Raw genomic sequence first — 24207 nt, 5'->3', positions numbered from 1 at the left:
ATGGACCTGATCGTACTGCTGCACCTGGCGCTGGGCCTGACGTTGCTCATGGTCGGCAACGAGATGAGCATGGCGGCACTCGCCCGCCTGTCTTCCGCCATGGGCCAGGCATGGCTGGCCAACTCGGGGGCCCTGGCGACCATTGGCAACGCGCTGCCGGCAGCCATCGTCAGCATCCTCGCTGCGGTGCAAGGCCATGGCGACCTGGCACTCGGCAACGTGCTTGGCGGGCATATCGCCGGCCTGCTGCCCGTACTGGGTTGCAGTGCATTGCTCGCGCCCCTGCTACTGCCTGCACGCCTGCTGCGCGTGGAACTGCCCATCCTGCTTGGCGCCCTGCTGCTGGCGTTCCTCCTGGCCCAGGACAGTACACTGGACCGCCTGGATGCCAGCCTTCTGCTGCTGGGCGCCCTCGCTTACGCTTTGTGGCACTGGCGTGCAATGAAAGCTTCAGCGGTGGTGAACGAAGACAGCAGCACAAACACCAGGCGCCGTCGGCGCACCTGGGTACTGGCGCCACTCCAACTGCTACTGGGCATTGCGCTTCTGTACAGCGGAGCCGTCCGTCTGCTCGACGGCACACGGGACATGGCACTGGCGCTGGGCCTCTCGGACCTGCTCGCCGGGCTGACGCTGCTGGCACTGCTCACCAGCATACCGCTGCTGTTCAGTGTCGTTGGCAGGCTCCTGCACGGTGAGCGCGAACGGGCGGCTAGCCATATCGTTGCCGCCTGCATCATCAACCTGCTGCTCGTACTGGGGCTGGCGGCGCTGCTTTCACCACATTCTCTGTCGGTCTCCCCCAACGCGCTGGATATCGACTTCCCGGTCATGCTGATGGCGACCCTGGCCTGCCTGATGATCGCCTGTGCCGGTCGAATGCCGCGCTGGCAAGGGGTGTTGCTGCTCGGCCACTACGCCGCTTATGTGCTGTATCTCGCCCTGTTCGCCACCGGACGGCCGCAGCTCGAGCGTCTCGACCACATCCTGTTCGCGTATGCGCTGCCACTGACGATCCTGGCGCTGTCCATCCCCATCTGGCTACAGAGAAAGACCCGGAGCTGAGCAAACGCCATTCGCCCACGCGTCGTAGGGTCGAGCGCAGCGACACCCAGGATATGCGCTCGGCGGGTATCGCTGCGCTCAACCCACCCTACACGCGATGCACCGCAGGCTTTCAGATCCAGCCGCCCCATTGCAGGACGAACAACCCCAGGTTGGTGTTGATGACAGCCATCAACGTGGTGATGGCAATGATCGCCGCCGCCAACTGGTGATTGGAGCCAATGGCCTTGGCCATGACGAAGCTGGCCGCGGCAGTCGGGCTGGCGAAATACAGAAAGAGAATGCCCAGCTCTGCCCCCCGGAAGCCCAGCAGCCAGGCACCCAGCGTCAGCAGCAGCGGCAAGCTGACCATCTTCATCAGGCTGCAACTCAGTGCGACCTTTCCGCTGTCGCGCAAGCCGCTGAGAGACAGCGTTCCGCCAATGCAGATCAACGCCAGCGGCAAGGTCATCTGCGCAAAATAATCCCCCGACTTGAGCAACCACTCCGGCAAGGGAACCTGCCAATAGGCGAATGGAATGGCCAGCACGATGCCGAGAATCAGCGGATTACTGGCGATATTGCGCAGGATACTGCGTACATCCGAGCGCGCCGCCGGGCTATAGAGCGCAAGAATTACCGACGACAGCGTGTTGTAGCAAAGGATCGCGGCCCCGGCGAGCACACTGCCGAGGGAAAGCCCCAGGTGCCCATAGAGGCTGGCCGCCAGGGCCAGCCCGATGATGCCGTTGTTCCCACGAAAGGCGCCCTGCACATAGACACCGCGGTCGATGTGCGGGCAACGCCAGAGCGCCCACCCCCAGGCCATCAGGAAGCTCGCGATGGTCGCCAGGCAGAAATACCCCAGCAGCGCAGGCGCCAGGGCCGTCGACAGGTCCGCCCGTAGGATGGAAAGGAAAAGCAGCGTAGGCATGGTGCCACGAAACACCAGGATCGAGGCCGTACTGATGAACGTGCTATCGATCCAACCCAGGCGACGCAACAGCAAACCGAGGAACATCATGGCGAATACCGGCGCCGTGACGTTCAGGGTCTGAATGAAAAGATCGAGCATGGAACCGGAAAACCTCAAGGCCTGTTCGACAGCTCACGAGCAGGCCTGCGTAGGGTGCGCCATGCGCACCGACTTCATTCGGATATGACACCTGGTCTCTCCCTGCCAGGGTCACTTGAGCGCGCTGGCGCCCGGAACGCTCAGGGATTGCGAGCCAGGCTATCGGAGCCCAGAACCCGCTTGGCCGCGATGTAGTTCTTGTGCCAATAGCTGTTGGAGAGGCTGTCCAAGCGCACCGTGCCGCCACTGGAGGGCGCATGCACGAAACGACCTTCACCGACGTAGATGCCCGCGTGACTGACCCGTCGGCCACCGTTGGTCGCGAAGAACACCAGGTCACCCGAGCGCAGGGCATCGCGCCCTACCTTGGCACCACTGGCGCCCATCATTTCCTGGGTCGTACGCGGCAGCGCCACACCGGCTGCGCCACGGTAGACATAACCGATCAGGCCACTGCAATCGAAGCCGCTTTCAGGGGTATTCCCCCCCAGCGATAAGGCGTGCCCACCAGCCCGAGGGCGCTGAACAGCACGTCTTCGGCCGTGCCGGAAACGGCCATGGGCAAAACGCTATCTGGACGGGAGCGTTCCTGGGGAACAGGGGTAGGAGCGCTGGAACATGCGGCCAGCAAGGCACAGCAGAAGAGAAGAGCGAATCTGGCCGGCACGATCATACGGAACGGCTCCCAACGAATGAGCGGTCACTGTGCATGGGCCGCAGGTAAAACACAATCTGGAGCCGCTTGCGCGCAGGCCACCGTAAGCCGGCCTGGGCGCAGATCGACACCATCAGCGGTGGACGGTAGCCCCGTCCACGGAAGCCAGCGCCAGGACGCGTTTGGCTTTCATGTAGCTGGCGCGCCAGTACTTGTCATCCAGGCTGTCCACCCGCACACCGCCGCTGCGGCTGCTGGAGGAATGAATGAACTGGTCGTCGCCGATATAGATGCCGGCATGGGTGACACGACCGCGCCCACGGTCGTTGAAGAACACCACGTCGCCCGGCTCGAGGTCGGAGCGCTTAACCAGCGGTGCATCCAGGTTGATCATTTCGCGGGTGGAGCGTGGCAGCTCTATGCCCGCTTCCTTGCGAAAGAGGAAGCCGACGAAACCACTGCAATCGAAGCCAGTCTTGGTGGAGGCTCCGCCGTAACGATAAGGCGTTCCCACCAGTTTGAAACCGCGTTCCAAGATGCTGTCCGCCAGCACAGGCATTTCATAGCCTTGTGCGCTGGAGAAATCATGAGTCGGCTCGGCAGGCTGCTCGACTTCGACCGGTGTTTCGGTCGTCTGCAGCACCAGTGGCTGCAAGCGAGGCTGGGGCTGCTGCACGATTTCCGGCTGCGTCGGCTGGGCGGCGCAGGCAGCCAACAAGGCTGTCAGTGCGAAGGGCACGAGGGGTGCGAAGCGCTTTAGCATGGGCACGACCGTGTCGATAGAAAAATAATGAAGGCGCGACTATGCCCTTTATCGCCTCGATGATCAAATTTTATCGCCGTCGATGTGACGAATCCGCTGCGACGAAACGTCTGGCCCCAGCGCAGCCATACAGACGACACGCCGCCTGACAAACATGAAGTTTTATTAACTGGCGCCGACCCTTTCCTTGAATTTAACTGCGCCAACGAGATGCGTTGCGTCTGCACGCATGCACCCTGCCTTCACCCGCCACACCTGCCTTGCCATGTCTTTATATAAGAAACCTCCACCGACTCCCGCCACCGGCCTCAAGAAGGTGGCGTTCATAGTCCTGGCCTACCTCAGCCTGGGCTGCGCTATCCTCGGGCTCTTCATACCGGGCTTGCCGAGCACGGAGTTCGTCCTGCTCAGCGCCTGGGCGGCAGCCCGCAGTTCGCCACGCCTGAGCAACTGGCTGGAGAATCACAGGGTCTTCGGTCCTTTGCTGCACAACTGGCGCAATGGCGGGGTCATCACCCGCAAGAGCAAAGCCTTTGCCAGCCTCTCCATGCTCGCCTGCCTGGGCCTGCTGATCTGGCATAGCCCACCCCTCTGGCTGATGGCGCTCGCCGCAGGCGGCATGGCCATCGGCGCCGCCTGGATCTGGTCACGCCCCGAGCACATTGGCTGCGACGAGGAACTGCCCGCACTGGGCGACAAGTGATCGCCATGAGGCGCAAGCGCATTCGTTAAGCATTCTTAATGATGCTTAACTTGCCGATATTGGGAAGTATTCTTATTTTGCCCACCCAGCCGTTCACTCGACGAACGGCTGCAGGCTCAGGAATGCATACCCCCATGAAGCACCCCGCCCTATTTCGCCACTGGCTGGAGCGACTGCTGGAAGCCGCTGCAAACCGCGCCGGGCTGACGGCCATGATCGCTGTCGCCGGGCTGGCACATGAAGGCCTCTCAAGCCCCTCGGCTGCTCGCCTCCCCTCCCGTTTCCTCGCTCGTCGCCGCAACCCTTTCAGCGCCTTCATGCGCAAACAGGATGGCGGTATCGCGCCCTTCATGGTCCTGGCCCTGGGCGGCGCACTGCTGGCGACCGCCTACTCCATCGAAACCAGCCGCATGACCAACAGTGCGGCACAGGTGAAACGTGCGACCGATGCGGCCGCCATGGCAGTGGGCAAGGAACGACTTGGAAAAGGGGGGCAGCCCCTTGAAAGCCTGCAGATTTTGGCCTCTCGCTATGTTCTCAATAACCTGGGTATGGACAGCGAACTCGGCAGACAGCTCGACAGCGACGACATTGTCCTGACCGAAGAAAGAAGTGAACAGGCGCGTATCCGCTACAGGGTTGCCGTGAACTTCCAGGCAGACGCCGAACTACTGGGTAGCGCTCCTGAAAAGATCCGAGTCCACTCCACGGTGGAAGTACAGCCCAGCGCACTGGAAGTGGTACTGACGCTGCCCAACTCGGGCGCGGAAAGCGCCGGTAACCTGGCAGTGCTGCGCCGTCTAGGCAAGCGTTTTGCCAATCAACTGATACAAGACCGGGAAGATGCATGGCTGGCACTGGTGCCCTACAGCCAGGCCGTCAATGTCTCGCCCGACTATACCAATCCCGAGTCACGCACTCCTGCTGGCCCCAGTTCCCGGCATATGCTGCGGCTGAGTAGCTGGGCCATTCCTGCCGCATTGCGCCCGGTCGAACTCACGTCACTCTTCCGTTCCGGCTACAGCGGCCTGCATGACCGCCGTATTCCGGATCGCCGCGCCAACCTTCTATGCATGTACCGGGGCCTGAACATAGGCGAGAACTACCGTTGGGATCAGGCGCCAACCGGCCAGTTCCGCATCTACTATCGACACGACCTGCCGGAAAACGGCAGCCCTGGTGCCACAGCGATCAACTGGATAGGCCCCAACCCCATGTTCGGCCAAGCAAATGGCACCAATGACACACGCTGGATGGTTGCCGACAAAGGCTGTCCTTCCGCGCCACTGCTGCCATTGACCAACGACATGGACAAGATCGAAGAGCGCCTCGACCAGATGTCCACGCGTTTTAACACCAACTACGCCATCGCCATGGGCTGGAGTGCCATGGCACTGTCACCCGCCTTCCGTGGCAGCAATGGCTGGGGCTTGCCGGATGGACTGCCGCTGGACTTCAAAGAAGATGGTGGCGACAGCTACAAGGCGATCGTCATGCTAGTCAACACGACAGATCAGCGCTGGTTCGACAGTGACGCCTACAACACTTATGTCGCACAGCCGCTCAGCGGCTCGAATGGCACCGACAGCCTTATCACCCAGCGCTTCGCCAGCCTGTGCGACAGCTTCCGCAGACACCAATTACGTTTCTACATGATTGCCATCGGCCAGGACGAGATCCCCAACAATGACCTCGGCTCCGAAGGAACCGTGGTGAACGGCGCATCAGATTTCCGCCGGATCGCCGGGCCGGGACTGGCCCGCTGCACGGAAACAGGCAACGAAATCACCTACCTCCCCGGTTTCGACTTCGTCGCGGCAGAGGGCCAGATACAGGCCAGGCTCGACAAGATTCTCGAAGAGATACGCCAGCAGGGCTCCTATGTGCGGCTAGTCGAATGACGCACTGAGCCAACGCCCTCTCCACCCTTATTCCTTTAGCGCCCCGGAAGACTGTCATGACCACACGCAAGCACTCGCAACGTTATTTTCGCGCCCTGGCCCTGGAGCCGCGCATTCTGCTCGATGCCGCCGCAGTCGCAACAGCCGATGCCGTGGCGGAACAACAAGAGACACAGGACACCGCACCCGATACGGCGCCCTCTCTCAGTGTCATCCGGGATGACCTGAGCTACCTCGGGACCAGCACCGGCACCTTCGACTCCAGCCTCTATATCACTCCACCAGGTGATGTCAGCGCATTCGTCAACAGTGAAGACGGCAACCGCGTCTACACCCTCAGTACCCTCAGCACATGGTCCGGTACCACCTACACCTTCGTCAGTGTCTGGGGCCGTAACGACGATGGGACCCTGACATTCATCAAGGGCACCAACAGCAGCAACCAGGACGTACTCAACGGTGCCACGCAGATCGCACTCGCCGACGATGGCGATCTCTACATCGTGTCCGACAAGGGGCTGAGTCTCTTCAGCGTCGACAACACCACCGGCACACTCACACTCGTCAGCACCCTCGACGACACCACACTCGCCAGCATGACCCTCACAGGCGACATCGCCGTCAGTGGCAACCATGTCCTGCTCAGCGGCCTTGACGAAGATGGCAGCAGCGCTATCAAGGTATTCCTGCGCGACGGCGACACGCTCTCCCTGCTCGCCACCTACACCGGCGACGACGACACCATACTCACTGGTGCGAACGACATCGCTCGCTCCCAGGACGGCAAGTTCCTCTTCGTCGCCACCTCCGGGGCCACCACCCAGGTCAGCGTATTCTCCATCGCGGACAACGGTTCACTGGCCTATGTCGGTGCCTATGGCAGTGATGATGGCACCGAACACTTCACCAGCGCACTCGCCCTCTCCGCAGACGGCAAGAACCTCTATGCCCTCGAATACGATGGCCAGAACACGACGCTCACCACCTTCGACATCACCAGCTCCGGCGCACTCACCGCGACCGACACCCTGAGTGTCACGGGGCGTTCGCTCGCACTCGCCATCTCCGGCGACGACAACACCCTCTACGTCACAGGCGCTGCCAACGACAACGCGCTCAGGCTCTTCAGCCGGGCCAGCGACGGCACCCTCGCGCTCACCCACACTTACAGTTCCAGCAGCGTAAACGGCTTCTCCAACCTCTCCAGCATTCACCTCAGCGCAGATGGCCTGACGGCTTATGTCGCAGGCACCAAATGGAGCGAAGGCAGCCTCCTGGTCCTCCGTGCCACGCCAAGCACGACCACCTACACCGAAGGCTCCACTCCCGTACTCCTGTTGCCCGGCGCACAACTGAACGATGACGACTACACCGATGCGGTGGTTTCCATCGAGCGCAAGGATGGTGCCTCCACCGACGACATCTATGGCTTCGCCAACGGCAACGGCCTCACGCTCGATGCCGACAGCGGAGAAATACGCCTTGACGATGGCACCCTGGTCGCGACATTCGCCCAGCTCGATGGCACGCTCACCATCCAGTTCAGCGAAGACGCCGACCAGGCCACCGCACAGAGCATCCTGCGCCAGATCAACTACACCAACAGCAGCCAGGACCCGACCGCGCAAACCAGCACGCCGACCTTCACCATCAGCTACACCGACGCAACAGACCAGCAAGCAGTCTACGAACGCGTCATCGAACTGATCGGTGTCAACGACGCTCCAGTCCTCACATCCCAACCGCTCAACCCGGACTTCGAAGAACAGGGCGACCCCGCCCCCCTGTTCTCCAACACCGAAATCGACACCATCGAGCAGGGGCAGACCCTGTGGCAGGTGCAACTGGAGCTGGAGAACGCGACACAGAACGACGTCATCGTCACCAATGGCCTGCAGATCGCTCTGGGCAAAGCCACCAGCGGCACCGTCACCGTCAACGGACAGACCTATATGATCCGCGTCGACGGCACCAAGACCACACTGATCCTGTACGTCACCGGAAAATCTGCCGAAGAGACCAGCACCCTCATCGACGGCCTGGCCTACCTCAATACCGCCAACGACATCACCGGCGAGCGGACCATTGCCCTCAAGGTGCTGGAGCAGTACGAGAGCAGCAACAACTACACCAGCCTCTCCGTCAGCACCACCGTCTCCCTGCAGGAGCCGTCGGCACCCAATACCGCGCCGAGCCTGGAGGGTGTCGACGACAGCACCAGCTACACCGAGAAGTCCGGTCCTATTCTCCTGATCGGCGACCAGGTCTCGGTCAGCGATGAGCAGATGGACGCCCTCGACGGCGGCAACGGCAACTATGATCGCAGCGCCATCGTCATCCAGCTCGGCGACGGCTATGACAGCCGTTATGACGCCCTGGGGTTCCAGGGAGATGACGACTACAGCCTCAGCAATGGCACCGTGAAACACGACGGCACAACCATCGCAACCTGGAGCATCGACCAGCAGCAAGGCACCCTGACTATCACATTCACGGCTGCCTATGGCACCAAGCCGACCTCGGCCGACGTAGAGGCAGTGCTACAACGCATCACCTACCAGAACACCAGCGTCGACCCGACCGATAGCCTGCACGTCAGCGTGACGTTCAAAGACCAGACCGGACTCGCTTCCGAAACAGCAGCTCTAACCATTGAGCTGATACCGGTCAACGACCTGCCAGAGCTCAGTGTCGATCCGATCCTGTCGCTCGAAGAGCTCACCCGCCTGCAGACCCTCGATGACATCGACGGCCTGAGCTCGCCCGTGTATGTCACCAGTTCGGCGGATGGCAGCCGTGTCTACATCGCCAACGCCAGCGGTGCCATCGCACTGTTCACACGTGATACGCAAAGCGGCGAACTCACCTTTGTCAGCAGCATCGAAGGCGCGGGCAGCATCAACCAACTGGCTATCGCCAGCGACGGCAAAGACCTCTACGCCGTACGCTCCAACAGCATCCTTCACTTCAGTGTCGCCGAAGACGGTGCACTCACTCTGGTCAGCGAGTTCTCGGACAACATCTGGTCGATGAAAGACATCGCCATCTCCGAAGATGGCAAGAACATCTACCTCATCGACAACTACACCGTCATTGTCCTCACCCGAGATACCGAGACGGGCGCGCTCAGCAAGCTGGCCGAACTGCCTCGCGACATGAATACCGAGCCCTACCTGTGGAGCCCGTCCGAGATCGTTTCCCGTGGTGACTACGTCTATGTCGTCACCAACACCAGCAGTGGCTCCACGCTGATCGCCTTCCTGCGCGATGAACAAGGCAACCTCACGGCCATCAGCAACAGCCGCAGCGACACCTCGACAAGCCTGCAATACGCTCAGCACATCGCCGTCAGCGCCGATGGCCTGACCATCTTCGTTGCCAACAGCAGGACCTCAGAAACCAACGGCTGGACGGGCCAGACCACCGTATACAACCACGCTCAGCGCGTCGACGGCTTCACCCTCGACCCGGCGACCGGCAAGCTGACGCACACCGTCACCATCACCGGTACCGCCACCGTCGAAGACCTCGCCATCAGTGCAGACGGCAAATCCGTACTGGTCACGCTCTCCGACGGCACCCTGAACCACTACGCCATCAATGGCGAACTGGCCACCACCGAGCAGATCACTGGCGCCAAGTACGTCGCCACGACCGACGACGGTGGTGTGATCGTGATCGGCACCCAGGTATCGGTGCTCGAGCTGGCCGCACTGGAAACGCCGACCTTCATCATCGATGGAGACGCCGTGCTGCCCGTCGGGGCCATCACCCTCAGCGATGCCGAGCTGGACCTGCGTGATGACTACAATGGCGCCAAGGTCACCTTCAGCAGCGACACCCGAGCCACGGCCATCTTCGGCTTCAGTGACAGCGACACCTTCAAGCTCGTGGGCAACACCATCCAGAAAGACGGCGTGGCCGTTGCCACCCTGGTCGATGGCGTGCTGACCTTTACCAGCAGCATCAGCCGCACCGATGCCCAGGCCATCGTGCGTCAGGTCAACTACCGTGAAAGTGGCACCGTACCCGTCGGCACACGCACCATCAGCGCTGTACTCAATGATGGCGAGGATGACTCCAATAGCTATGTGGCCTCTCTGATCGTGCCGGCTGTACCAGGCACAGAGCCAACGCTTGGGATCATCCGAGATGACCTGAGCTACCTCGGGACCAGCACTGGCACCTTCGACTCCAGTCTCTATATCACTCCACCAGGGGATGTCAGCGCATTCGTCAACAGTGAAGACGGCAACCGCGTCTACACCCTCAGTACCCTCAGCACATGGTCCGGTACCACCTACACCTTCGTCAGTGTCTGGGGCCGTAACGACGATGGGACCCTGACATTCATCAAGGGCACCAACAGCAGCAACCAGGACGTACTCAACGGTGCCACGCAGATCGCACTCGCCGACGATGGCGATCTCTACATCGTGTCCGACAAGGGGCTGAGTCTCTTCAGCGTCGACAACACCACCGGCACACTCACACTCGTCAGCACCCTCGACGACACCACACTCGCCAGCATGACCCTCACAGGCGACATCGCCGTCAGTGGCAACCATGTCCTGCTCAGCGGCCTTGACGAAGATGGCAGCAGCGCTATCAAGGTATTCCTGCGCGACGGCGACACGCTCTCCCTGCTCGCCACCTACACCGGCGACGACGACACCATACTCACTGGTGCGAACGACATCGCTCGCTCCCAGGACGGCAAGTTCCTCTTCGTCGCCACCTCCGGGGCCACCACCCAGGTCAGCGTATTCTCCATCGCGGACAACGGTTCACTGGCCTATGTCGGTGCCTATGGCAGTGATGATGGCACCGAACACTTCACCAGCGCACTCGCCCTCTCCGCAGACGGCAAGAACCTCTATGCCCTCGAATACGATGGCCAGAACACGACGCTCACCACCTTCGACATCACCAGCTCCGGCGCACTCACCGCGACCGACACCCTGAGTGTCACGGGGCGTTCGCTCGCACTCGCCATCTCCGGCGACGACAACACCCTCTACGTCACAGGCGCTGCCAACGACAACGCGCTCAGGCTCTTCAGCCGGGCCAGCGACGGCACCCTCGCGCTCACCCACACTTACAGTTCCAGCAGCGTAAACGGCTTCTCCAACCTCTCCAGCATTCACCTCAGCGCAGATGGCCTGACGGCTTATGTCGCAGGCACCAAATGGAGCGAAGGCAGCCTCCTGGTCCTCCGTGCCACGCCAAGCACGACCACCTACACCGAAGGCTCCACTCCCGTACTCCTGTTGCCCGGCGCACAACTGAACGATGACGACTACACCGATGCGGTGGTTTCCATCGAGCGCAAGGATGGTGCCTCCACCGACGACATCTATGGCTTCGCCAACGGCAACGGCCTCACGCTCGATGCCGACAGCGGAGAAATACGCCTTGACGATGGCACCCTGGTCGCGACATTCGCCCAGCTCGATGGCACGCTCACCATCCAGTTCAGCGAAGACGCCGACCAGGCCACCGCACAGAGCATCCTGCGCCAGATCAACTACACCAACAGCAGCCAGGACCCGACCGCGCAAACCAGCACGCCGACCTTCACCATCAGCTACACCGACGCAACAGACCAGCAAGCAGTCTACGAACGCGTCATCGAACTGATCGGTGTCAACGACGCTCCAGTCCTCACATCCCAACCGCTCAACCCGGACTTCGAAGAACAGGGCGACCCCGCCCCCCTGTTCTCCAACACCGAAATCGACACCATCGAGCAGGGGCAGACCCTGTGGCAGGTGCAACTGGAGCTGGAGAACGCGACACAGAACGACGTCATCGTCACCAATGGCCTGCAGATCGCTCTGGGCAAAGCCACCAGCGGCACCGTCACCGTCAACGGACAGACCTATATGATCCGCGTCGACGGCACCAAGACCACACTGATCCTGTACGTCACCGGAAAATCTGCCGAAGAGACCAGCACCCTCATCGACGGCCTGGCCTACCTCAATACCGCCAACGACATCACCGGCGAGCGGACCATTGCCCTCAAGGTGCTGGAGCAGTACGAGAGCAGCAACAACTACACCAGCCTCTCCGTCAGCACCACCGTCTCCCTGCAGGAGCCGTCGGCACCCAATACCGCGCCGAGCCTGGAGGGTGTCGACGACAGCACCAGCTACACCGAGAAGTCCGGTCCTATTCTCCTGATCGGCGACCAGGTCTCGGTCAGCGATGAGCAGATGGACGCCCTCGACGGCGGCAACGGCAACTATGATCGCAGCGCCATCGTCATCCAGCTCGGCGACGGCTATGACAGCCGTTATGACGCCCTGGGGTTCCAAGGAGATGACGACTACAGCCTCAGCAATGGCACCGTGAAACACGACGGCACAACCATCGCAACCTGGAGCATCGACCAGCAGCAAGGCACCCTGACTATCACATTCACGGCTGCCTATGGCACCAAGCCGACCTCGGCCGACGTAGAGGCAGTGCTACAACGCATCACCTACCAGAACACCAGCGTCGACCCGACCGATAGCCTGCACGTCAGCGTGACGTTCAAAGACCAGACCGGACTCGCTTCCGAAACAGCAGCTCTAACCATTGAGCTGATACCGGTCAACGACCTGCCAGGGCTCAGTGTCGATCCGATCCTGTCGCTCGAAGAGCTCACCCGCCTGCAGACCCTCGATGACATCGACGGCCTGAGCTCGCCCGTGTATGTCACCAGTTCGGCGGATGGCAGCCGTGTCTACATCGCCAACGCCAGCGGTGCCATCGCACTGTTCACACGTGATACGCAAAGCGGCGAACTCACCTTTGTCAGCAGCATCGAAGGCGCGGGCAGCATCAACCAACTGGCTATCGCCAGCGACGGCAAAGACCTCTACGCCGTACGCTCCAACAGCATCCTTCACTTCAGTGTCGCCGAAGACGGTGCACTCACTCTGGTCAGCGAGTTCTCGGACAACATCTGGTCGATGAAAGACATCGCCATCTCCGAAGATGGCAAGAACATCTACCTCATCGACAACTACACCGTCATTGTCCTCACCCGAGATACCGAGACGGGCGCGCTCAGCAAGCTGGCCGAACTGCCTCGCGACATGAATACCGAGCCCTACCTGTGGAGCCCGTCCGAGATCGTTTCCCGTGGTGACTACGTCTATGTCGTCACCAACACCAGCAGTGGCTCCACGCTGATCGCCTTCCTGCGCGATGAACAAGGCAACCTCACGGCCATCAGCAACAGCCGCAGCGACACCTCGACAAGCCTGCAATACGCTCAGCACATCGCCGTCAGCGCCGATGGCCTGACCATCTTCGTTGCCAACAGCAGGACCTCAGAAACCAACGGCTGGACGGGCCAGACCACCGTATACAACCACGCTCAGCGCGTCGACGGCTTCACCCTCGACCCGGCGACCGGCAAGCTGACGCACACCGTCACCATCACCGGTACCGCCACCGTCGAAGACCTCGCCATCAGTGCAGACGGCAAATCCGTACTGGTCACGCTCTCCGACGGCACCCTGAACCACTACGCCATCAATGGCGAACTGGCCACCACCGAGCAGATCACTGGCGCCAAGTACGTCGCCACGACCGACGACGGTGGTGTGATCGTGATCGGCACCCAGGTATCGGTGCTCGAGCTGGCCGCACTGGAAACGCCGACCTTCATCATCGATGGAGACGCCGTGCTGCCCGTCGGGGCCATCACCCTCAGCGATGCCGAGCTGGACCTGCGTGATGACTACAATGGCGCCAAGGTCACCTTCAGCAGCGACACCCGAGCCACGGCCATCTTCGGCTTCAGTGACAGCGACACCTTCAAGCTCGTGGGCAACACCATCCAGAAAGACGGCGTGGCCGTTGCCACCCTGGTCGATGGCGTGCTGACCTTTACCAGCAGCATCAGCCGCACCGATGCCCAGGCCATCGTGCGTCAGGTCAACTACCGTGAAAGCGGCACCGTACCCGTCGGCACACGCACCATCAGTGCGGTACTCAATGATGGCGAGGATGACTCCAACAGCTATGTGGCCTCTCTGGCAGTCATCGAAATCAACATTGCCCCGACACTGACGGCAGGACCGCTCAACCCGTCCTATACCGCCGATGAAGATGCGGTAGCGTTGTTCGGCAATGCCGAAGTCTCCACTGGAGGCTCCAACCAGGACCAATCGATCATCGAACTGACACTGCGCGTCGATGGCGTGGGTAGTCGAGGAGACGAGTGGCTCGTACTGGACGGGCAGCAAGTACAGCTCAAAGTTGGACAGTCGGGCGAACTGGACAATGGCCTGAGCTACACCGTCACCCGATCCGGCAATACACTGATCATCAGCTTGAAGAGCGGCACGGGCGTCGACACTGCCAGCATCCGCACACTGGTCGAAGGTATGCGCTATGGCAGCGACGACTATGCAACCGCCGGCACACGCAGCATCAACATCAGCCTGATCCGGGACGATGGCGGTACCTACGAGGATGGCGTGGACACGGGCTATCCGGCTATTTCCAGTACGGTCGAAGTCACAGCCGTCAACCATGCGCCGACACCGGCCGACAGCGACTTCAACCTGGTAAACGCCGAAGCCGGTTCGACCTATCGGGTGGAGTTGCCTGCCAGCCTATTCATTGACTCTGATGGCGACAGCCTGAGCTGGAGCGTGACCGGACTGCCTGCCGGATTTGGCTTTGATCCGGCTACACGCGTCATTTCCGGCAATACGGCAGAACTGGGCGAATACGAAATAACGGTCACGGCTCAGGATCAGCATGGCGCCAGCGCATCTCTGACACTGGCACTCAACGTGGCCGAAGCCCCGGCCGTCAATGAGGTCACCCCAGAAGTGCGCTCCGATACGCCAGTATCGTCTGGTACTCCCCTGCCTCTAGGCTTCAGCACGCAACCGTTCGAAAGGACGAGTACAGAACTACGCGAGGCAGCCAACCGCATAGCGTCTGTAAGCCGTGACTCACATACGCCATCGACTTCATTGGTAACGGGCCAGTCTGGTTTCGACAGTAGAACGACGATTGCCCAACAGCTCGCTCAGGCTGACCTGATACTGCGTGATGCACCCGCACCGGCCAACTCCGGCAGCTTCTATCTGGATGGCAACACCCTGCGTACCAGCCTGGTCCTTCCGACCGGAGGCGAACGCCAGATCACCCTGAGCCTGCCAACCGAATTGCCGGACAACAGCGCCGTACAGCGCGTCACCCTGGCCAATGGCATGCCTGTACCAAATGGCCTGGTGTCCCTGGACACCCGCACCGGCCAACTGAACATCGACCGCGAATGGCTCAAGCGCAATGGCGGCGTGCGCCTGACGCTGATCAGCCAGGACGCCGACGGTAACGAGCGCAAGACCCCGGTGGTGATCCAGGTGACGAACGACGGCTCGGCCAGCAATGGTCGCGAGCCAGCGGCGCAGCAATCGACCGAGACGGCCGAGAGCCTGCCGCAACAGTTGCGCCAGGAAACCTCCAGCGCCCTGCTCAGCGAAGCCCTCGAACTGCTTGACCAATTGAGTGGGCTGAACGACGAGTCGGCCCCCCAGACAACCCGACACACTGCCTGAACACTTTCAAGGACCCTTATAAAATGACCCGTAACCCTTTCAACCCGACCTCCCTGCGCATGGCCATCGTCTGCGCCGCCCTGGGCCTGTCCGCTTGCGCCGTCACGCCTGAAGCGCTGACGCCGGAACAGCAACTGGCCGAGGCCAACGCTGACCGCCGCAGCATGTTCGAGGCCCAGGAGCCGGTGAGCGGCGCCATCAGCCTGGAAGAAGCCATGGCGCGGGCGGTCAAGTACAACCTGCAACAGCGCCTGGGCCTGATGCAGCGCGCCCTGGAAGACAACACCCTGAGCGTCAGCAACCTCAACCTGCTGCCGCAACTGGCCGCCAGTGCCGGTTGGAAAGGCCGCGACAACGTCTCCGGCTCGTCCAGCGAATCGGTCACCACCGGTCGCCAGTCCCTGGAGCCTTCGACCAGCAGCGACCGCGCCACGCGGGACGCCAATCTGCGCCTGTCGTGGAACGTGCTGGACTTCGGTGTCAGCTACTTCAGCGCCAAGGCCCAGGCCAACAAGGTGCTGGCCGCCGAGGAAGCCCGCCGCAAGGTGGTCGCGGACATCATCCAGCAGGTCCGCGAGGCCTACTGGCAGGCCGCCAGCGCCGAGCGCCTGCAACCAGAAGTCCAGCGTGCCCTGAGCGAGGCCCGCGACGCACTGCAACAGGCCCGCCAGACCGAGCAGCAACGCCTGATCGCGCCGCTGGAATCCCTGCGCTACCAGAAAGGCCTGCTGGAAATGGTGCGCCAACTGGAAGTCGTGGAAGGCGAACTGGCCGTGGCCAAGTCACGCCTGGCCAGCCTGATGAACCTGCCGCCCGCCACCGAATACAGCCTGGTGCTGCCGGGTGAGTCGAGCTACACCCAACCGGCCCTGGCCTACAACCTGGCCGACCTGGAAGCCACCTCCATGGTGCAGCGTCCGGAGATTCGCAGCGAGAGCTACGAAGCCCGCAACGCCGTACTGGAAACCCGCGCCGCGATGCTCAAACTGCTGCCGGGCGCCAACCTGTTCGTCGGCACCAACTACGACAGCAATAGCTACCTGGTCAACGACAACTGGGCCGACGCCGGTATGCAGGTCAGCTGGAACCTGTTCAACGTCCTGGCCTACCCGCAGGTGAAAAAGACTGGCGAAGCGCGCCAGCAACTCGCCGAACTGCGCCGCCAGGCCATGCGCATGGCTGTGCTGACCCAGGTCAACGTGGCCTGGCGTGAATTCCAGCGCTCCAGCCAGGTCTTCGCCCGCTCCAACGAACTGCAGCAGGTGCAGAGCAGCATCCTGCGCCAGAGCGAGAGCGCCTACGCCAGCCAGGCACAGAGCCGACTGGAACGCGTCCGCACCGCGACCGAGACCGTACTCGCCACCCGCACCCGCGACCGCGCCTTCGCCGAACTGCAAGTCGCCCACGGCGCCGTCTACCAGGCCGCCGGTCTCGACCCGCTGCCCGAGCAGATCGCCGGTAACAGCATCGCCGAGCTGAGCCGCACCATCGCCAGCAACGCGGTACGCCTCGACCAGGGCCAGGGCACGATCCCCGCCGGTATCGCCGCAGCCCAGCAGAACCCCCATGGCGGCGCCCAGACCGTTGCGGCACCTGCCGTTCCGCTGGTCGCCCAGGCGGCTCCGCAACAACGTCGCGAACTGCACCTGGATATGTGGGAAAGCCTGGGCTCGCTGCGTGGTGCCCGCCTGGTCCCCGTGGAGCGAGTCAATGATCGCTGAGCGGCGTCCCGCCTATCTGTTCCGTTGCTCCGTGCTGGCGGTCATCGCCGCCAGCCTGCCGGACATGGCCCATGCCGAAGAAACGGGCGAGCTGCGCGTGCAGCTCAGCCCGGTTCGCCAGACGGTGCTGTCCAGCGAGATCAGCGGCAAGCTCACCGAGCTGTCGGTCAAGGAAGGTGAGCGCTTCAAGCAGGGCCAGCGCCTGGCCGCCTTCGACTGCTCGGTGCAGCGTGCCCAACTGGCCCGCAGCGAAGCCGCCCAGCGCGGCGCACAGAAAAAGCTCGACGTGGCCAAGCGCCTCGACGCCCTGGGCTCCATCAGCCAGGCCGAGGTCGCCCAGACCCAGGCCGACCTCGCCGTGGCCCAGGCGGAAAGCGGTGTGGGTCGCGCCATGCTCAAGCGCTGCAACCTAGACGCCCCCTTTGCCGGGCGTGTTTCGCAGCGTATGGCACAGCGTTACCAACACGTCGCTGAAGGCACCGAATTGCTGGCCATCTACGATGACAGCGCCTACCAACTGGAACTCATCGTCCCTTCCGCCTGGCTCACCTGGCTGAAGGCCGGTCTGGACTTCGAGGTGGCGCTGGACGAAACCGGGCAGCGCTATGCCGCCCAGGTCGAACGCCTGGGCGCGGCCATCGACCCGCTCAGCCAGTCGATCAAGGTCTTCGCCCGCATCACCGGAGACACCGCCGGCCTGCTGCCAGGCATGAGCGGCGTGGCCATGCTGCAACCACCCGGAGCGGATTCGTGAATGGCAATGTGACCAACCTGCGCGACAAGCGCAGCGAGCGCATGGCACTGCTGCTGCAACTGGAGCGCCGTGCCAGGGCCCAGGAAGACCGGCTCGGACTGGGCTTCCTGATGGTCAACGACAGCCGCCAGTTGCTCGACTACCGCGAAGCCCTGCTGTGGCAGGCCGACAGCGGGCGCATCACGGCCTGCTCGGGCCTGGCGCAGATCGAGGCCAATGCGCCCTTCATGCTCTACCTCGCCCGCCTCTGCCAGGACTGGCGTACCCAGCCCTGGGCTGGCGAATTGCAAGAACTGAACGTGGCACAGGCTCCCGGTAACCTACAGACCGAATGGCCGGAATACCTTGCCCCTCACCTGCTCTGGATTCCCCTGAAAGGCCGCAATGGTGAATTGCAGGCCAGCCTGCTGCTCAGTTGCGATAAACCCCTGGCGCGCGCGGAGCGGGCCTTGCTGGAGCTGATGCAGGATGCCTACGCCCATGCCTGGGACAGCCTGGCCCCTCGGCGCAGCAGCCCGGCAGCGCGCCTGAGCCTGCTGCGCCACCGTCCGCGCAAAGTCGTCATGGCGGCCGTTGCCGCCCTGCTGCTACTGGCGCTGCTGCCGGTACGGCAAACCGTTCTGGCACCTGCCGAGATCGTCCCGCGTGAGCCCGCCGTATTGCGCGCGCCCTTGCAGGCGGTGGTCGAACGCATCCTCGTGCAGCCCAACCAGGTGGTCGCGGCGAACGAGCCGCTGGTGCAACTCGACCGTCGTGAGCTGGAAAGCCGCCTGGAAACCGCACGGCAGAGCCTGGCCGCCGCCGAAGCACAATTGCGCCAGACCCGCCAGCAGGCGCTTTTCGACGAACGCGCCAAGGCCGCCCTGGCGGAGCTGAGCAGCCGTCGCGACCAGGCCCGCGCCGATGTCGACTACCTGAGCGAAAACCTGGAGCGGGCACTGATCCTGGCGCCCCGCGACGGCGTCGCGATCTTCGACGACCCCAGTGACTGGATTGGCCGCCCGGTGGCCCTGGGCGAACGCATCATGCAGGTGGCCGACCCGCATGACGTGCGCCTGGAAATCAATCTGCCCGTAGGCGATGCCATCGAGCTGGAAAACGGCAGCGACGTGCGCCTGTTCCTCAACAGCCAGCCCGGCAGCCCGCTATTGGCGACCCTCGACCGCCAGGGCTACCGCGCCTCGCCGGTACTGGATGGCAGCATGGCCTACCGCCTGATGGCGACCTTCGCCGACGACGACCCGCGCCTGCGTGTCGGTCTCAAGGGCACAGCCAAGCTGTACGGCCAGCGCACCCTGCTGTTCAACTACCTGATGCGCCGGCCGCTGGCGGCCCTGCGCGTCTACCTGGGCTGGTAGATGATGTCACTCATCGCCCACGGTGCGCACGGCGCACCCTACCCGAGACTCGCCACACCGCGTAGGGTGCGCCGCGCGCACCATCTCGTTATCGGGCAACGCCAGTCATGACCTTCGCCGCCGACCTGCCCGGCCAACCCCGGCAACAACCGCTCCCGGCACTGCGCCAGACCCTGCGCCTGCACCCGGGGCCACAGGCACACGATGGCTCGCCGAGCTGGACGCTGGAAGACAGCGCCCGTGGCCGCTTCTACCGCATAGGCTGGGCCGAAGCGGAGATCCTCGCCCGCTGGGAACTGGGCACCCCGGCAGCGGTGGCGCAGGCGATCAGCCAGGAGACCACGCTGGAGCTGGACAGCGAAGATGTGTCGGGCTTCGTGACCTTCCTGAGCAACATGCAGTTGATCGAAGTCAGTGGCGACGCGGCGCTGGCCGACCTGAGACGACGCTCCACGGCAGGCAAGAAGAGCGGCTGGGGCAGTTGGCTGCTGAGCAACTACTTGTCGATCCGCATTCCCCTGTTACGCCCGGATGCCTTCCTGTCGCGCACCTACCCGCGCGTAGCGCCGCTGTTCAGTCGCGGCTTCGCCCTGGCCACGCTGTGCGCGGCCTTGCTCGGGTTGTTCCTGGCGGCACGCCAGTGGGACAGCTTCGTGCACACCTTCCTGCACTTTTTCAGCCTGGAAGGTGCGGCACTGGCGGCGATCACCCTGAGCCTGACCAAGGTGCTGCACGAGTTCGGCCACGCCTACACCTGCAAACGCTATGGCTGTCGCGTACCGACCATGGGCGTGGCCTTTCTGGTGCTGTGGCCGGTGCTCTACACCGACGCCAGCGGTGCCTGGAGGCTGACGCGGCGACGCCAGCGCCTGGCCATCGGCGCTGCGGGCATGGGGGTGGAGCTCTGCCTGGCCGCCTGGGCGACCCTGGCCTGGAGTTTCCTGCCCGACGGCATGCTGCGCAGCGCCGCCTTCATGCTCGCCAGCACCACCTGGATTCTCACCCTGGCGGTCAACCTCAACCCGCTGATGCGCTTCGATGGCTACTTCCTGTTCTCCGACCTGATCGACGTGCCCAACCTGCAGGAGCGTGCCTTCGAACTGGCGCGCTGGCACATGCGCGAAACCCTGTTCGGCTTCGGTGACGAACGCCCGGAGTACTTCGAGCCCTGGCGCCACCGGGTCATGCTGGGCTATGCCTTCGCCACCTGGATCTACCGTTTCTTCCTGTTCCTCGGCATCGCATTGCTGGTCTACCACTTCGCCTTCAAGCTGCTCGGCCTGTTCCTGTTCGCGGTGGAGATCGTCCACTTCATCCTCAGGCCGATCTGGAACGAACTGCGTCACTGGCACTCCCGCCGCAAGGATTACCGTATGAACCGCAACACCCTGATCACCTTCGGCCTGCTCGCCGGCGCACTGCTGCTGGCCGTCCTGCCCTGGCGCAGCCGTATCGAAGCCCCGGCGCTGCTGCGTGCGGAGCAGCAGGCGATCCTGCTGGCACCCGCTGGTGCACGCCTGACGAGTATCGAGGCCGGGGCCGGTCAACACGTTCATGCGGGGCAGTTGCTGTTCGATCTGCACTCCCCCGACCTGACCCATGAGCTGGCCAGCCTGGAGCGTGAGATCGACCTGCTGCGCAAGCAGGGCAGTTTTCAGGTTCGCGGCAGCGACGACAGCTCGCGCCAGGCCGTGGCACGGGAAGAATTGCGCGTGGCCCTCAGTCGCCGTGCGGCGGTCGGCGAGCGGATCGTACAGTTGCAGGTGCGCGCACCGTTCGATGGCACGCTCGCCGACCTGGCCCAGCCCCTGGAACCCGGGGAATGGCTGCCGGCGGGCGAATGGCTGGGGACCGTGACGGGCCATGCCAGCGAACTGGTCGAGGCCTTCGTCGGCGAAAGTGACAGGGAGCGCCTGCTGGCAGGCGCAGAAGCCTGGTTCATCCCCGAAGACCCAGGCCGGCCACGTCGGCGCCTGGTACTCGAAGCCATCGGCCAGACCGCCGTGCGCAAACTCACCTCGGCGCCGGAACTGGCCTCGGTCTACCAGGGCGGCATTGCCACCCAGTTGGACAACGAGCGGGTTCCGGTTCCCGAGCAGGCACTCTACCGTGTCCTGCTGCGTCCACTGGACGAACAACCGGCACCGCCACAGGCCTTGCGCGGCACCGCCAGCATAGAAGGCGAGGCACGCAGCCCGCTGCTGCAGGCCGGCCAGCGGGTACTGGCGCTGCTGATCCGCGAATCGGCGTTCTAGCAGGCTGCCTTGCCACCCATTCGTTAAGCATTCTTAACGGTCCCGACATTGTTCGATGAGCGAGGTCTGACCATCATCTTCACCATCGTTTTCATCATTCAGGACACCACCCGATGAATGCCATCGTCAAGAACGCGCCCGAACTCCCGCTGACAAAACGCCTGAAATCCGGCACCACCAGCGACCACGACAGTGTCGATAACCTGGTGATGGGTTCGCGCCCCTTCGAAAGCCTGGAGCGCTATGGCTACTTCCTGCGCCTGCAACACCGCTTCCACGGCAGCATCAATGCCCTGTATCAGGATGCCGAACTCAACGCCCTGCTGCCTGGCCTGAACGAACTGCCACGTTTCGAAGCGGTAGAGCAGGACCTGCGTGACATCGGCCACGACGTGCCGAGCACCCCTGCTGCCATCACGCCTGCCACGCCCTATGCGGCCCTAGGCTGGCTGTATTGCAGCGAAGGCTCCAACCTCGGCGCAGCCTTCCTCTACAAGGAAACCCAACAGATCGGCCTGGATGGCGAACGCGGTGCCCGTCATCTGGCGGCCCACCCGGATGGACGCGGCCTGCACTGGCGTCAGTTCGTAGCCCTGCTCGACGGTCTGGAACTGACCGAAGAACAGCGCCAGCAAGCGGTCCAGGGTGCTGTCGATGCCTTCGCGTTCTACAAGCAGGCCCTGCGCGAGATATTCCCGTAGCCTGGGTTGAGCGCAGCGATACCCAGGGAATGCGTTCGATGGGTGTCGCTACGCTCGACCCATCCTACCCATACGAGGGTGCGGGGAAGACCCCGAAATGAAAAGAGGCCCATGGATTCCATGGGCCTCTTCTTTTTGGCACCGCCAGTGATCGTGGTGGCGACCGCTACAGCAGGAAGATGGTCGCCAAGCCAAGGAAGATGAAAAAGCCGCCGCTGTCGGTCATCGCGGTGATCATCACGCTGGCACCCATCGCAGGATCGCGCCCCATGCGCGCCAGCGTCATCGGGATCAACACCCCCATCAAGGCGGCCAGTAGCAGGTTCAGGGTCATCGCGGCCGTCATCACCAGGCCCAGTGACCAGCTGTCATACAGCCAATAGGCCACCGCACCGATCACCCCGCCCCAGACCAGGCCATTGAGCAACCCCACACCCAGTTCCTTGCGCAACAGGCGCATGGTATTGCCGGTACTGACCTGATCCAGCGCCATCGCCCGCACGATCATGGTGATGGTCTGGTTGCCCGAGTTACCGCCGATACCGGCGACGATCGGCATCAGCGCCGCCAGCGCCACCAGCTTCTCGATGGAGCCATCGAACAGGCCGATCACCCGCGACGCGATAAAGGCCGTCACCAGGTTGACTGCGAGCCAGGACCAGCGGTTACGCACGGATTTCCAGACCGAGGCGAAGATGTCCTCTTCCTCGCGCAGACCCGCCATATTGAGCACTTCGCTCTCGCTCTCCTCGCGGATCAGGTCGACCATCTCGTCGATGGTCAGGCGGCCGATCAGCTTGCCGCTCTTGTCCACCACCGGCGAGGAAATCAGGTCGTAACGCTCGAAGGCCTGGGCCGCCTCGTAGGCGTCCTCGTCGGGGTGGAAGGTCACCGGGTCATCCGCCATGACCTCGGCCACCTGCTTGTCCGGGTCGTTGACCAGCAAGCGCTTAATCGGCAGGACACCCTTGAGGATGCCGTCGTAGTCCACCACGAACAGCTTGTCGGTATGCCCCGGCAGCTCCTTCAGGCGGCGCAGGTAGCGCAGGACCACTTCCAGGCTGACGTCTTCGCGGATGGTGACCATCTCGAAGTCCATCAGGGCGCCAATCTGGTCTTCCTCGTAGGACAGCGCGGAGCGAACACGCTCGCGTTGCTGGGCGTCCAGGCTCTCCATCAACTCGTGGACGACGTCCCGGGGCAGCTCGGGCGCCAGGTCGGCCAGTTCGTCGGCGTCCATCTCCTTGGCGGCGGCGAGCAGTTCCTGATCATCCATGTCGGCGATCAGGGTTTCACGAACGGAATCGGAGACTTCGAGCAGGATGTCGCCATCGCGCTCGGCCTTGACCAGTTGCCAGACCGTCAGGCGGTCGTCGAGGGGCAACGCTTCGAGAATATGGGCGACGTCGGCAGGGTGCAGCTCATCGAGCTTGCGTTGCAGCTCGTTCAGGTTCTGGCGATGCACCAGACCTTCGACCAGATCCTTGTTCTGGCCTTCCTGGCGATGCGCCAGGTCTTCGACAAGCCGGTGCCGCTGCAACAGTTCGACCACCTGGGCCAGGCGGTCCTGCAGGCTTTCTTGCGGCTTTTTGGTTTCTACTTCATTCATGACGCACTCCACCCCCAGCGGAGGAGCACGCCGGGGCAATCAATCGATTACAGCCTGATTGGCACAAGAGAAAATTGAACGACTACTGGGTAA

12 protein-coding genes and 1 pseudogene are annotated in these 24207 nt (G+C 62.9%); 9 read left to right on the top strand and 4 right to left on the bottom strand.

Annotated features, from left to right (window positions below; all coding sequences use genetic code 11):
* Positions 1-1065 carry a sodium:calcium antiporter gene (locus HW090_RS14675; RefSeq protein WP_179114209.1) on the top strand — a complete coding sequence of 355 codons (1065 nt, stop codon included), beginning with the start codon at positions 1-3 and terminating at the stop codon, positions 1063-1065.
* Positions 1066-1177: 112 nt separating this feature from the next.
* Here HW090_RS14675 and HW090_RS14670 read toward each other — a convergent pair whose 3' ends face one another.
* The 3 genes and pseudogenes from HW090_RS14670 to HW090_RS14660 form a co-directional block, all read right to left on the bottom strand.
* Positions 1178-2119 (bottom strand): AEC family transporter, encoded by a 942-nt coding sequence (locus HW090_RS14670; RefSeq protein ID WP_179114208.1) that lies wholly within the window; start codon positions 2117-2119, stop codon positions 1178-1180.
* A 140-nt stretch (positions 2120-2259) separates the two neighbouring features.
* Positions 2260-2792 (bottom strand): annotated as a pseudogene (locus tag HW090_RS14665) (C40 family peptidase).
* A gap of 115 nt (positions 2793-2907) precedes the next feature.
* Positions 2908-3537, bottom strand: a complete 630-nt coding sequence (locus tag HW090_RS14660) for a C40 family peptidase (RefSeq protein WP_179114207.1) — start codon at positions 3535-3537, stop codon at positions 2908-2910.
* A 265-nt stretch (positions 3538-3802) separates the two neighbouring features.
* Here HW090_RS14660 and HW090_RS14655 point away from each other — a divergent pair, with 265 nt between their 5' ends.
* From HW090_RS14655 to HW090_RS14620, 8 genes are all read left to right on the top strand, one after another.
* Positions 3803-4240, top strand: coding sequence for a YbaN family protein (locus HW090_RS14655; protein WP_179114206.1), 438 nt, complete (start codon positions 3803-3805; stop codon positions 4238-4240).
* 134 nt (positions 4241-4374) lie between these two features.
* Positions 4375-6141 (top strand): hypothetical protein, encoded by a 1767-nt coding sequence (locus tag HW090_RS14650; protein WP_218673545.1) that lies wholly within the window; start codon positions 4375-4377, stop codon positions 6139-6141.
* Between the two features lie 56 nt (positions 6142-6197).
* A complete protein-coding gene (locus HW090_RS14645) occupies positions 6198-15716 on the top strand; it encodes a beta-propeller fold lactonase family protein (RefSeq protein ID WP_179114205.1) in 9519 nt (3172 codons plus the stop codon).
* A 23-nt stretch (positions 15717-15739) separates the two neighbouring features.
* On the top strand, positions 15740-17437 hold the full coding sequence (locus HW090_RS14640; protein WP_179114204.1) for a TolC family protein: 1698 nt from the start codon (positions 15740-15742) through the stop codon (positions 17435-17437).
* Positions 17427-18191, top strand: a complete 765-nt coding sequence (locus HW090_RS14635; RefSeq protein WP_218673544.1) for an efflux RND transporter periplasmic adaptor subunit — start codon at positions 17427-17429, stop codon at positions 18189-18191. The genes HW090_RS14640 and HW090_RS14635 overlap by 11 nt, the downstream gene beginning before the upstream one ends.
* Positions 18188-19549, top strand: a complete 1362-nt coding sequence (locus tag HW090_RS14630; protein ID WP_218673543.1) for an efflux RND transporter periplasmic adaptor subunit — start codon at positions 18188-18190, stop codon at positions 19547-19549. The genes HW090_RS14635 and HW090_RS14630 overlap by 4 nt, the downstream gene beginning before the upstream one ends.
* Positions 19550-19656: 107 nt before the next feature.
* Complete coding sequence (locus HW090_RS14625; RefSeq protein ID WP_179114203.1) at positions 19657-21804, top strand: HlyD family efflux transporter periplasmic adaptor subunit; 2148 nt, start codon at positions 19657-19659, stop codon at positions 21802-21804.
* Positions 21805-21917: 113 nt separating this feature from the next.
* Positions 21918-22505: a biliverdin-producing heme oxygenase gene (locus HW090_RS14620; protein ID WP_179114202.1), complete on the top strand. Its 588-nt coding sequence runs from the start codon at positions 21918-21920 to the stop codon at positions 22503-22505.
* 166 nt (positions 22506-22671) lie between these two features.
* Here the strand turns inward: HW090_RS14620 and mgtE are convergent, their stop codons facing one another.
* Positions 22672-24114, bottom strand: coding sequence for a magnesium transporter (gene mgtE, locus HW090_RS14615; protein WP_179114201.1), 1443 nt, complete (start codon positions 24112-24114; stop codon positions 22672-22674).
* Between the last annotated feature and the right edge of the window lie 93 nt (positions 24115-24207).

Source organism: Pseudomonas sp. ABC1, from assembly GCF_013395055.1.
GTDB lineage: Bacteria > Pseudomonadota > Gammaproteobacteria > Pseudomonadales > Pseudomonadaceae > Stutzerimonas.
Note: the sequence above shows the minus strand (reverse complement) of the source record. Positions and strands in the feature narration are given on the sequence as shown.